Origin of the sequence: Methylacidiphilum caldifontis, assembly GCF_017310505.1 — a bacterium.
Taxonomy (GTDB): domain Bacteria; phylum Verrucomicrobiota; class Verrucomicrobiia; order Methylacidiphilales; family Methylacidiphilaceae; genus Methylacidiphilum; species Methylacidiphilum caldifontis.
In genome coordinates this window covers 853,271-865,176 of sequence record NZ_CP065957.1, presented here as the reverse complement: position 1 = coordinate 865,176, position 11,906 = coordinate 853,271, and the positions used below count along the sequence as shown (strand labels likewise).

Annotated in this window: 13 protein-coding genes; 10 read left to right on the top strand and 3 right to left on the bottom strand. The window is 40.6% G+C overall.

Features of this window, described 5'->3' with window-relative positions:
* Window positions 1–54: 54 nt before the first annotated feature.
* The gene (locus IT6_RS04070) at window positions 55–717 is read right to left on the bottom strand and encodes a lipid-binding SYLF domain-containing protein (protein WP_242524331.1); all 663 of its coding nucleotides are present in this window, start codon (window positions 715–717) and stop codon (window positions 55–57) included.
* A gap of 212 nt (window positions 718–929) precedes the next feature.
* Here IT6_RS04070 and IT6_RS04065 point away from each other — a divergent pair, with 212 nt between their 5' ends.
* The 5 genes from IT6_RS04065 (at window position 930) to IT6_RS04045 (ending at window position 5,056) form a co-directional block, all read left to right on the top strand.
* Window positions 930–2,414 (top strand): menaquinone biosynthesis decarboxylase, encoded by a 1,485-nt coding sequence (locus IT6_RS04065; protein ID WP_206828483.1) that lies wholly within the window; start codon window positions 930–932, stop codon window positions 2,412–2,414.
* On the top strand, window positions 2,411–3,427 hold the full coding sequence (locus IT6_RS04060; RefSeq protein WP_134440342.1) for an NAD-dependent epimerase/dehydratase family protein: 1,017 nt from the start codon (window positions 2,411–2,413) through the stop codon (window positions 3,425–3,427). Before IT6_RS04065 ends, IT6_RS04060 begins: the two co-directional genes overlap by 4 nt.
* A gap of 240 nt (window positions 3,428–3,667) precedes the next feature.
* Window positions 3,668–4,033 (top strand): hypothetical protein, encoded by a 366-nt coding sequence (locus IT6_RS04055; protein WP_206828047.1) that lies wholly within the window; start codon window positions 3,668–3,670, stop codon window positions 4,031–4,033.
* Between the two features lie 71 nt (window positions 4,034–4,104).
* Window positions 4,105–4,509, top strand: a complete 405-nt coding sequence (locus IT6_RS04050; protein ID WP_242524329.1) for a hypothetical protein — start codon at window positions 4,105–4,107, stop codon at window positions 4,507–4,509.
* A 73-nt stretch (window positions 4,510–4,582) separates the two neighbouring features.
* Window positions 4,583–5,056 (top strand): DUF6941 family protein, encoded by a 474-nt coding sequence (locus tag IT6_RS04045; protein WP_134440345.1) that lies wholly within the window; start codon window positions 4,583–4,585, stop codon window positions 5,054–5,056.
* 33 nt (window positions 5,057–5,089) lie between these two features.
* Here IT6_RS04045 and IT6_RS04040 read toward each other — a convergent pair whose 3' ends face one another.
* Window positions 5,090–7,195, bottom strand: coding sequence for a quinol:electron acceptor oxidoreductase subunit ActD (locus tag IT6_RS04040; protein ID WP_206828045.1), 2,106 nt, complete (start codon window positions 7,193–7,195; stop codon window positions 5,090–5,092).
* A 183-nt stretch (window positions 7,196–7,378) separates the two neighbouring features.
* On the opposite strand from IT6_RS04040, the gene IT6_RS04035 reads away from it, so the two are divergent.
* The 3 genes from IT6_RS04035 to IT6_RS04025 all read left to right on the top strand — a co-directional run bounded on the left by IT6_RS04035 (window position 7,379) and on the right by IT6_RS04025 (window position 9,992).
* A complete protein-coding gene (locus IT6_RS04035) occupies window positions 7,379–8,266 on the top strand; it encodes a 5'-3' exonuclease (protein ID WP_134440657.1) in 888 nt (295 codons plus the stop codon).
* Window positions 8,267–8,358: 92 nt separating this feature from the next.
* Entirely contained in the window at window positions 8,359–8,709 is a 351-nt protein-coding gene (locus tag IT6_RS04030) for a HesB/IscA family protein (RefSeq protein ID WP_242524328.1), read from the top strand.
* A 146-nt stretch (window positions 8,710–8,855) separates the two neighbouring features.
* Entirely contained in the window at window positions 8,856–9,992 is a 1,137-nt protein-coding gene (locus IT6_RS04025) for an MFS transporter (RefSeq protein WP_242524327.1), read from the top strand.
* A gap of 68 nt (window positions 9,993–10,060) precedes the next feature.
* On the opposite strand, the gene IT6_RS04020 is transcribed toward IT6_RS04025, so the two are convergent.
* The gene (locus IT6_RS04020) at window positions 10,061–10,696 is read right to left on the bottom strand and encodes a hypothetical protein (protein ID WP_134440660.1); all 636 of its coding nucleotides are present in this window, start codon (window positions 10,694–10,696) and stop codon (window positions 10,061–10,063) included.
* Between the two features lie 135 nt (window positions 10,697–10,831).
* Between IT6_RS04020 and ruvC the strand changes: the two genes are divergently transcribed.
* Complete coding sequence (gene ruvC, locus IT6_RS04015) at window positions 10,832–11,338, top strand: crossover junction endodeoxyribonuclease RuvC (protein ID WP_166792894.1); 507 nt, start codon at window positions 10,832–10,834, stop codon at window positions 11,336–11,338.
* On the top strand, window positions 11,322–11,906 hold the full coding sequence (gene ruvA / locus IT6_RS04010; protein WP_242524326.1) for a Holliday junction branch migration protein RuvA: 585 nt from the start codon (window positions 11,322–11,324) through the stop codon (window positions 11,904–11,906). The genes ruvC and ruvA overlap by 17 nt, the downstream gene beginning before the upstream one ends.

Here is an 11,906-nt window from a genome sequence, read left to right as displayed (position 1 = left end):
TAGGTCAAGATCAATACGGGCTTGATCCAGGGATTTAGCCTTTAGGGGATATGTTTAGCTCTTTTTGGATCCATAAGGAGCGTTCAAAGCATGGATGAGTTTATGGGCTCCTTTGGGTACCGCTACTTTACCACTCAGGATCTCAGATGAACTGACCTCTCTATGGTAATACCTTTTGTTGGTGTCCTTGGCTTCCGCTATGTCTAATCCTGATAAGGCAAGTCCTCCAAAAAAACCTTTACTTCTTTTGTAAACGTAGATATGGGATTTAGGCCTATGTGCAGTTTCCGTTGTAGGCCCTGCAACCCCTTCCATTTCACCTTTTAGTTTAAATTTTCCACCCCGCGCAAAAGTATCAACCGCTTTTTTCGTATTTAAGATGAAGATATAATGAGTTGTTTCTCCCCCTACCTGAAGTCCAAATCCCATCCCTGAAGCTGAAATGGCTGATGGGGCTGACCAACTATTGCCTTGTCTAGCAATGACCAATCCATGACCGCTTTCCCCACTAAAAATAAATCCTGCTTCGGAAACCCTTAAAACAGCAACCCCTTTGGCCTTGTTAAACACAGACTCGGGAATACCTTTTTTGGGATCCTTTTTAAATTCTTTGACCACATCTGTGGAATGATCTATTGTCTTCTGAAAGTCCCATGAAGCCCGAAGTGGGGTGCTCAAAAAGAAAAAGCTAAGCAACAAAAGTAAGCTTCCGTACATCTTGCTTTTGCTACGAGATCCTTGAGAAAGTTTCATAATATTTTCCTCCTCTATAATTTTTGAGTTATAAAATAGATGAGAACTTTTTTAAAGATTAATATCCTTGTGTTCAAGGAAAAACATTCAGCATAAAAGCTAATTTAGAAAAAAATGATTTTCTGTTTTTGAAGAGAACCGATAATAGAATTTTCAACCCTTTTATTTATTTCTTTATGGCTATTCATTGTTTTGAACAATTTGCCCAGAGACTGGAAGAAGAAGGAGAGCTTATACGGATCAAAGGGCCTGTACACACTGAACTTGAAATTACTGCTCTTGCCGACCGGGAAATGAAGAGTCAGGGAGGAGGATATGCCCTTTTTTTTGAAAAGCCTATTTTATTGAAAGGAAAAATTTCCCATTTTCCCCTTCTTATTAATGCTTTTGGATCCTGGAAAAGAATGGAGATCGTGTTGGGCAAGAAAATTGATGAAATTGTCGAAGAAATTCAGGCTTTATTAAAAGCTGAAACTCCTCAGGGCTTTTTTGAAGGCTTGAAGCTGATACGTAAAGGGATTGACTTTTTCAAATCTAGGCCGAGAATGGTCAGTTCAGCTCATTGTCAAGAAGAAGTTGTACTTCTCGACCAGGAAAATCCTCCCCTGGGCCTGCTCGATCTGCCTGTTTTAAAATGTTGGCCTAAGGATGGGGGAGGATATATTACCTTGCCTCAAGTTTTTTCAGTGGATCCTCTTACAGAGAAAAGAAATGTGGGAATGTACAGGATACAAGTTTTCGATCAAAAGACGGCTGCTATGCATTGGCAGATTCATAAGGTGGGAGCGCGCCATAGCCAGCAATACGCTATAGAAAAAAAACTGATGCCTGTAGCTATCTGTTTAGGAGGTGATCCCCTGCTCACCTTTGCGGCAACCGCTCCACTCCCTGATGGGGTGGATGAGGTGGTATTTGCAGGCTTCTTAAGGAAAGAAGGCATTCCCATGGTTCGATGCAAAACCATAGATCTTGAGGTACCCGCAGAAGCCGATATCGTCATCGAAGGAATAGTAGATCCTCTTGATCTTAGAGCTGAAGGACCTTTTGGTGATCACACCGGTTTCTATACTCCTGTAGATCTTTATCCTACTTTTCATGCCAAAGCCATTACTTTTCGGCGAAAAGCGGTTTTTCCGGCTACCATTGTGGGTATTCCTCCAATGGAAGATTATTACTTGGGGACGACAAGCCTGAAAATGTTCATGCCCCTGTTGAAAATGAATTTTCCCGAAGTTGTGGATATCGCTCTGCCTCCAGAAGGGGTTTTCCATAACCTTCTTTTTGTTTCGATTAAAAAGCAATATCCTTTCCAGGCTTACAAGGTAATGCATGGATTATGGGGTATGGGCCAGATGATGTTTACGAAAATTATTGTTGTTGTCGACGAGGATGTTGATGTGCATAATACCTCTCAAGTTCTTTTTCATCTTTGTGCCAACGTTGATCCCCAAAGGGATTTTTTATTCACTCGGGCTCCCTGTGATAGCCTTGATCATGCCCAATCGTTGCCAAATATCGGTTCTCATGTGGGCATAGATGCCACAAAAAAGCTCCCCTCGGAAGGTTATAAAAGGGAATGGCCAGAAAAGATTGTTATGCCTAAAGAGATCATTCAAAAAATGGAAGAAAAATTTCCAAGAACACTGTGGGGAAAAAAATGACAAAGAAGATATTGATCAGTGGTGCGGCGGGTTTCCTCGGATTTTCTACTTCAAAGCGCCTTCTTGAAGAGGGATTCAAAGTACTGGGTATTGATAATCTCAATCCCTATTATTCGGTTAGACTCAAAGAAGCTCGGCTAAAAATACTGAGCAGCTATACTGAATTTTTGTTCGAGAAGGTTGACTTGATAGATAAAATGAGGATAGAGGCACTTTTTTTAGACTTTAAGCCCCAATGCGTAATTCATTACGCAGCACAGGCTGGTGTAAGGTATAGCTTGATCGATCCTTATAGCTATGCACAATCTAATGTCTCTGGAAGCATCCCTATTTTGGAGTCTTGTCGTAAAGGAGGAATAGAGCACTTTATTTTGGCTAGTTCAAGTTCTGTTTACGGGATGAACCGAATCATTCCTTTTAAAGTCAATCATCCAGCGGATCATCCTGTAAGTATTTATGCGGCTACAAAAAAGGCAGCCGAACTTATAGCTCATGCATATAGCCATCTCTTTGAAATCCCCATAAGCTGCTTGCGTTTTTTTACGGTCTATGGACCATGGGGGCGACCCGACATGGCATACTATAAATTTACCCAATCGATTTATTCTGAGCAGCCTATCGAAGTGTACGCTGAGGGTAAACTCAAAAGGGATTATACCTACGTGGATGATGTTGTTGAGGCAGTAATTCGACTGATTGATTCTCCCCCGAAAAAAGGAAAAGAGCAATTAGGAGACTTCACAGATCCTTCAATAAGTACGGCTCCCTTTCGGATCCATAATGTGGGTAATAGACAGCCTGAAGACATTATCACGCTGGTCAAATTAATCGAGAACTATTTGGGAAAGAAAGCTCATATAAAATTCTTGCCTATGCCTCCAGGAGACGTGGAGTGTACTTATGCCGATACGACAACACTTGAAAAGGAGATTGGTTATAGCCCCAAGACTTCCCTTGAAGAAGGAATACGGCGTTTTGTCCAGTGGTTTTGTACCGAAGGTTACCGGTTTTAAAATTGGCTGAAAATGAAAAACTTTCAATAAACCTGATTGCTTTATAGGTCTTCAATCCCCAGTCCAATATCTAGCGATTGCAAGTGCAAAATCAAAATTATAAATTTTTCTAAAGCATAGTTATTTGCAATATATGTTATTTGTGGTAAAAAAGGCTAAGAGATTATTTATTATAATAAATTTGTTCGCTACATAATTGTAGTGAGCCCTTTTATATCATTAGAGCTTATAGGGAAGAGTATGGATGACTTTGAAGAGATTTGGGAACAAATCAAAAAGGCAAGTCCCTACCCAAAACCAGATCCACATTTTATGGATAGGTTTAAGGCTAGGCTTCATTACGAAAAGATTCAATGTAAGAAAAGGGAAAAGGCTCTCAGGCTCCTTGCAGGGTTCTGCTTTGTTTTTCTTCTTTCGACGAGCCTTTTGAGTATTGGTCAAAGATGCATGCAATCCTGGATGAGGGACCAGATTTTTAACTCCTTGGAAGTGATCATTGAGAATGTTATGGATGAGGGAACCGCACTCGTTTCACTTGATAAACCGGTTTCGGCTGTAAGCGAAGTCACTGAAGAAATATGGTCAGAAGAAACTCTTTCTTTTTGATTGTTTTGTTGGTAACAGGCTTTTTAAACGGTTATGGCTACTCTCAGTCAAGAGGGCAGGGTTCAACATTTATGCCTTTATGGTCTCAAGATGTCGATGTGAGGGAAAAAATATTTGAAGTCCTCTATCTTCCAGATGAAGATTTAATCAAGGAACTTTTCAAGTGGCCTAAATTCACTCAAATGAACCTGGAGGAAAAAGGGTGGTTTCTGCAGCGAATTGCAATCATGCGTAATAAACAAAAAGAGCTGGCTCGGGCAAAAGCCAGGCAGATGGGGTTAACTCTAAATGAAGACCAACTGAATGTTTTTGAAAAAAAATTCTGGAGTAAAAGGTTAGAATTAGAGAAAAAATTTATCCAGGAAACCGAAGCGCGAAGAAGGGAACTGGCTAAAGAGTTGGAAGAAGATCTTCGAAAAGAGTTTTCTTTACATCCTACTGATTCTTCAAAACCGCTTGAGGTTAAAAATAAATAAGTATAACTCATTTCTAAAAAATATTTTTTATTCTTCTATTGCGTTAAAAAAAAAGAACATCTAAAAATGTTTTGTGGAACAAGAACCGGCTCTTTGTCAGGCTATTTTGTTTTCTGAATTTGTCTTAAGAGAAAAAGGAACCGATAAGCTTTCTATCATTAACTCTTTCAACAAGCTTTATTTTCCCCAGTTTCCTTTTTTTACTCCCCCTTTCTTCCTTTCTTTGTTGCTTACTCACTTGCGTGGTAAAATTTCATCTTTCGATGTGACAGCGAGGGTTGAAGATCCAAACTCTGGTCATGTACTGACGAGTTCTTCAGCAAAGATCGACTTTTCCCCAGACAGTCCCCCTTTTGAAGAAACGACAACCCTTGATCTTGTTATTCCTCTTCCCCCCTTTATGGTTAGCCAAAAGGGCAACTACAGTGTAGTCGTCCTTGTCAATAACGAAAAAATAGGCGAGAGGATATTGCCCGTTCTGCCTTTTCCCCCAGGATTGACAATGCCTCATCCTTTCAAACCTCTTTTTCCCCCTCCTCCCTCATGAGTGAAGCTTGATATTCAATCTCCACAGCAAAAGTCAATATTCGGCAATAGGATCCACTCCGCTCGCTCCAAGTCGAAAAAGCATTGAATAAAGATTAGAAGAAAAAAGAGGATCTGTTTTTTTGACCACGAGGAAAAAGCCGTCATCCATCCCTCGATCGTTATATCTTTTCCATGAAAACAGAGGGTGGTAAAACTTAAATAAGCCTCCACAGAACAATATCCCAAAAAAAGCACCGAATGAAGCGAACAGAGCGGTCAATTCAAAAAAAATAGGGATAAACGTAGGCAAGCTAAAGTAGGGTTTGCCTTGTACGACGAGGGGGTAAAAAAGGCTAAGAAGAGAACTACTGAGCATAGGCTTCAATAGGCTTGGACGAGGTAGTGAGATGGTGCTTACAAGAATCAAGGCCAAAAAAAAGCCCACTATGCCTCCCAGCAAAACGATACGAGATACCCAAGATTTTTTAAGTGTGCCTACTTCGGAAAGTTCGTGAAAAGGATAAGGACTATAAAGTTCAAATTGCCTAAAGCCTAAAAGCTTTAGCTTTTCTGCTGCCCTGCAGAGAAGCTCAGGAGAAGAAAATTCTGCACCAATCCCATAGAGATCCTTTCCTTTCTCCGGTGTCATTGAGTCATCCTTTTGGCCAGACAAAGTCGAAAAATTACTTGCCAACGCTAATTCTTCCTGCATTTTATGTTCCTCTCCGGAGGAAAACAAAGGGATATTCTTATGCTTTAAAGGAGGATGAACAAGTGTTTTAACTTCAAACATCGCTACAGAGGGTAGAAAACGTAAAAAGAGAAGAAAAAGAGTCAAGAAAAGGCCTATGGACCCCACATAAAGCAACACATCAATGATTGTAGGAACATAGATTCTCCAGGATGAAGGCAAGAAATCCCTATGAAGGGAAATAATAATGATGACAAAGCGTTCAAGCCACATGCCCACGTTGGCCAAAAGAGCAACAAAAAAGAGGGAAAGAGGATTACCACGAATAGATTTTATCCAAAGAAATTGAGGGGCGATACTGTTACAAAAAAGCATAGACCAAAAAGCCCAAAAATAGGGACCTTTGATCCGATTCAAAAAAGCATAGCGCTCATAGGGATTAGCACTGTACCATGCTGTGAAAAGCTCTATCAAATAAACATAACCGACCATTGATCCAGTAGCTAGAAGCCATTTACCCATCTGGTTGATATGCTCATCTAAAATTAACTCTTTGAGCTTTGGAATAAGGGCTCGGCTAGGGATGAGCAACACAAGGATCATCGCAAATCCACCGAAAATCGCACCCACACCAAAATAGGGTGGAAAAATCGTTGCATGCCAGCCAGGAAGAATCGTCGAAGCAAAATCGCAGGAAACAAAAGAATGCACGGAAAGAACCAAAGGGGTAAGAATCCCCGCAAGGCAGAGATAGCCCATTTCATAGTGAATCCACTGGCTAGCCGAACCAAGCCAACCCAATGAAAGAATAGCCCAAAGCCTTTTTTTAAAAGGATTTTTTTCTTTTTCTCTTAAAGTTGCAAAGTCAGGGATCATCCCTAAATACCAATAAAGCAATGAGACGGTAAGGTAAGTCAGCACAGCAAAGACATCCCACATGAGAGCTGCTCTTAGGTTTTGCCAAATTCCCGCTGACCAGGGGACAGGAAACAGATACCAGCCCATCCATTGTCTTCCAATGTGAATTGCGGGGAATATGGCTCCACTGGCTACAGCGAAGATTGCTGAAGCTTCTGCAGCTCTATTAACAGCATTTCTCCATTTTTGTCGGGATAAAAGTAAAATAGCCGATATGAGGGTTCCTGCATGTCCAATTCCAATCCAGAACACGAAGTCTACGATAGGCCAACCCCAAACCACTGGAGATTGGTTCCCCCATACCCCAATTCCGGTTGAAATCACATAGACCATGGTCAAAAAGGAGACCACTGCAAGACTACTTGTGATGGAGATGGTCCATTTCCACCACTTTCCCATTGGGGTCGAAAGAATACTAAATACGATTCTGCTAATAGAGGATAAGGTAATGTGAGAAGGAAGGAGTGGAGGCCTTGCAATTTCCACTTCCCCTTTTGTCCGTTCAGGTAATCCTACCAATGAAATTTCACGGGAAGGATTTCCATTCATTGATTATATAATCAATTATTCTGATTAATAATTAAAGAAAAATATGGAATGAAAACAAGATTAAATTCTTATCTTTTTGGTTATGAAAATGTTGATATAAAATCCAGCATTATCTTTATAGTTTTTCCTTTTCTTTTTTAAAATGATCTGGACAAAGGGATTTTTTTATCGATTTTTTAAGAAATGCGCCTTGTCCTCGTTGACGGTAACTACTATGCTTTTCGTTCTTTTTATGCCCTACCTTCTCTTTCTACTCATTCTGGAGAGCCTACCAATGCCCTCTATGGCTTAACCATTGTTATACGCAGAATGCTTTCCGATCTAAAACCTGAGCTGGGAGCGGTGGTATTTGATGGGGGGTTGCCTGCTGCGCGGCTTGCTCTTAGAACTGATTACAAGGCCAATAGACCCGAGATGCCTGCTGATTTAAAAAGTCAGCTTCCGTTGATCAAGGAGTTGATCAAAGCTTTGGGAGTCCGCCCCATAGAGGTTGAAGGACAAGAAGCTGATGATGTGATCGCAAGTTACGCGAAAAAAGCGGTTGAAAAAGGAATCGATGTTATACTTGCGACTAATGACAAGGATTTAATGAGTCTAGTTGGAGATCATGTGTGTGTATACGCTGTAGAAAAGAACAAATTTAAGCTTATTGGTCAGCGAGAAATTGAAGAAAAATGGTTAGTCAAGCCTCGACAGATTCCCGATGTTCTTGCCTTGACTGGAGACAGTGTTGATAACATTCCTGGGGTTCCCGGCATCGGAAAGAAAACTGCTGCCAAATGGATTGCCCGGTATGGTTCTTTGTTTGCACTCCTTAATGCGCAAGACATTTCTGACAAACGTTTAGCTAAGCTCCTTGCCGAAAATAAAGAGCAGATTATGATCAGTTGGAAGCTGTTGGAATTGAAAGATAACCTCGAATTACCCTTACCTGTTGAGCAGCTTAAGATAGTCCCTGATTATGAAGCCCAAAAAAAACTCTTCGAAAAATTCGAGTTTAAAAAGTTAGCTGAAGAGATCAAAGAGCGTTCAGAAAAAAAAATTGATAATACAGGAAGTCTTTTCGAATAAAAAATAATAAACAGGCACAAAACAGCTTAAATGACTGGTATTTTCTTTTTCCCGCTTTAATTTAATCTATAAATATTTGTATGAAAACGGGTATGTCATTTACAAAGGGTTCCGAAAAGCTTTGTGCTATTTCTGATAAAGCAGCTTCGAAATTAAAGGAGTTCATTGAACAAAGTGGAAAAGAAGGAGGGGCTTTGAGAATCTCTGTTGTAGGTGGGGGCTGTGCAGGTCTTCAGTATGAAATGGACTTGGTCGATGGTCCAGAAGAAAAAGATATTCTTATTGAAGCTAGAGGGGTCAAACTCGTCATAGATCCTAAAAGTGCTTTATTTATAAGTGGTTCTATCCTCGATTATTCTGAAGACTTACAAAATCAGGGTTTTGTTGTAAGAAACCCTAATGCGCTTTCTCATTGCTCATGTGGGAAAAGTTTTTCTATATAAACTAGCCTATTAATTGGATATAAGGAGGATATCTGGATCCTGGACATTCAAGTAAGCCTTTTTTATCAAAATCTAAGACTTCTTCTTCTTATTCAACCTCCTTGCAGCTGGTAATCCTTTTTGGTTTAGTCAGTCTAGCAGCAGATATGACCTATGAAGGAGCACGCTCCATCTTAGGTCCATTTTTAAGCACTCTTGGAGCTACAGGAAGTGCTATCGGTTTTATTGCTGGTCTTGGAGAGTTAACAGGCTATGTTGTCCGCGTTTTTGCCGGAAGCGTGGGGGATAAAACAAAGGGTCATTGGGGATTTGTTTTTGTAGGTTATTTGATCAATCAAATCGCAGTACCCATACTTGCTTTTGCACGAAATTGGCCACAGGTTGCTTTTCTTATTGTCCTTGAAAGGTTGGGTAAGGGAATTCGCTCTCCCTCTCGTGATGTACTACTTTCTCACGCCACGGAGGGAATGGGTAAAGGGATCGGTTTTGGCATCCATGAAGCCCTCGATCAACTCGGAGCGATGATTGGTCCTTTGCTTATTTCCTTGGCCATGATTTATTGGAAAAGTTATCGGAGAGCCTTAGTCCTATTGGTTATTCCTGCTTTTATTGCCCTGTTATTTCTATTTATTACCCATAAGAGATACAAAAAAGCTATCTCTTCTTTAGGCGATCCCAAAGAGGAACCGGGGCAGCAAGCTGAGAGTCTCTCTAACAAAAAGGAAGGATTGGGTAAAGGATTCTGGGTCTATGTAACGGCTCTAGGGTTTATTGCGATGGGGTATGTGGATTTTCCTCTCATCGCCTATCATTTGGGCAAGCTTAACCTTTTTAATGAACATGAAATTCCTTTGCTTTACACCCTTGCCATGGGGATAGATGCAGTGGTAGCACTGGTAGCGGGTAGGCTTTTTGATAAGAGTGGGATCGGTTCGATGATCTGGCCAATCATTCTGGGATCTTTATCTTCCCCCTTGATTTTTATCTTTCCGATTCAAACACTCACTCTTATTGGCATGATTTTTTGGGGAATAGGACTCGGTGTGCAAGAATCTGTGGTTAGGGCTGCCCTTGCAACAATTGTACCTTTCGAGATGAGGGGTAAGGCTTTTGGTATTTATTACTTTATTTTTGGTCTTTTTTGGTTTTTAGGCAGTTTTATTTTAGGTTATCTTTATGACCATTCTGGCCTTTATGTTGCAGTTTGTTCCTTTTTTCTCCAGATTATTTCGATTCCTCTCCTAGAAAATTGCCAGAAAAAAATAAAGGAACAAAGAGCCTAAAGCATAGGCACGCTCAATTGGAATTTTTTCCCGCACGAGGATAAATGATTGGAGCAATGAATAAGCCCCTAGATTGTCCAGCTGTCATCAGAAAAATCTGAATTGTCATCAAAGTTATCATCAAGAACCGATGTATCGTCAAGATCCTCTTGGTCGCTGTCGGAGGAATAATCGGTTAGCATCTGGTCAGAGTTAGTTTGGTCTTTTGTTGAGGGATCAGTTTGTGATGTGGATTCAGGGGGAACGATTATATTTATGTTTTCTTGGGGCCGACCAAATCCAAACAGGCTTTCAAGGGCGGCAAGACCAAGTGCTCCTAATCCCATGAAGCCCGCTGCTTTTGCTGCATCTTTTAAATCCGCATTCTTTTGAGGAGGAGCAGATGAAGCTTTAGGCTGCTCTCTCTGGGTTGGAGAAGGTGGGGGTTCCCAGTGTAGCATTTCTTCAGCATTGCTAACCTCTTGAGTTGCCATGCCTTGACTTAACTTTTCTCTAAATCCCTCTATGGAAGGCCGAGTTAAAGGATAGGGAAAATAGAGTATAGTGTGTCCATCCCTTTCTTTTTTCTGAAGAGTAGTAGAAAGCCATTCTCTTTCTTCAGTAGAGAGTGCTTGAGGATCAATATCCAATACAATGCAATCCTCTTTACAATCGATACCCTGTTTTAAACATGAAATTTGATCAACAGGACAAAGAATTTTCATAAACTCAATTATAAATAGTTTTTATCAAAATTCAACGCTCTGACATTTTAATCTTGTCAATAGCTAAATACCATTTTTAAATAAAAAAAACCTGTTTTTTCTATCCTTGTGCTGCGATAATTTTGAAAAGCTTTGATGAACAAACCGCTGAGAATTCTGGGGATTGATCCTGCTCTTCGCAAGACGGGCTACGGTATCATCGAATCGAATGGGACATTGACTCGTTTGGTCGATTGTGGGGTAATCCAGAATAAATATACGGATCAAGCTCGAAAACTGCGATCGATTTATGAAGGATTGCTTGAGATCATCCACAAGTTTTCGCCTCAACATGTAGCCATGGAATCGATCATTTTTGTTCAAAACAGGAAAACCGCTATTGACATGGGGGCAGCACGTGGAGTCGCCCTGCTTTTGTTTTCATTAAAAGATCTTCCTGTTTTTGAATATAATCCTAAAAAAATCAAAATTGCAGCCACGGGTATAGGTTCGGCACGTAAAGAACAGGTATCTTTTATGATCAAAGCCCTTTTAGCTATGGATAGTATCCCCCCTAATGATGCTGCAGATGCCTTAGCGGTGGCTTTAACCCATGTTCATCATTTTTGGCATATCCGCAAAGTGTATGATTTCATATCTTAAGGGGACATTAATTTATTGTTCTTTCCCTAATATTATCGTAGCAGTTCAGGGTATTGGCTTTGAGCTGTTTTCTTCCCTTTCTCTTTATCGTAACCTGCCTTCTCTTCATTCAGAGATTGCTTTGTACACCCATTTAGTTGTTTCAGAAAACCGCATCGAACTTTTTGGATTTAATGATCTGGAAGAACAGCTAACTTTCCGATTGCTCATCGACAAAGTACATGGAGTGGGGCCGCGGACCGCTCTTTCCATTCTCAATGTACTTTCTCCAAAAGAACTAAAAGATGCAGTGGCTAAGTCTGATGTTCCGTATCTATCTAAAATTAAAGGGGTTGGTGAAAAGACCGCACAGAGACTAATTGTAGAGCTAAAAGATAAATTAACAACTGCCGGCCCTTCCTCTACTTCTTCTGTCGGAGTGGATCGAGTTTTTGAAGACGCCTTGAGGGCCCTTGTTGCATTAGGATATAAGGAAGCTGAGGCATTGAAACGGTTGCGTAGAGTAAGAGAAAAATATCCTCAAATGGATCTCGAAGGCATCATTAAGGAATGCTTAAAGCAGAGCTGA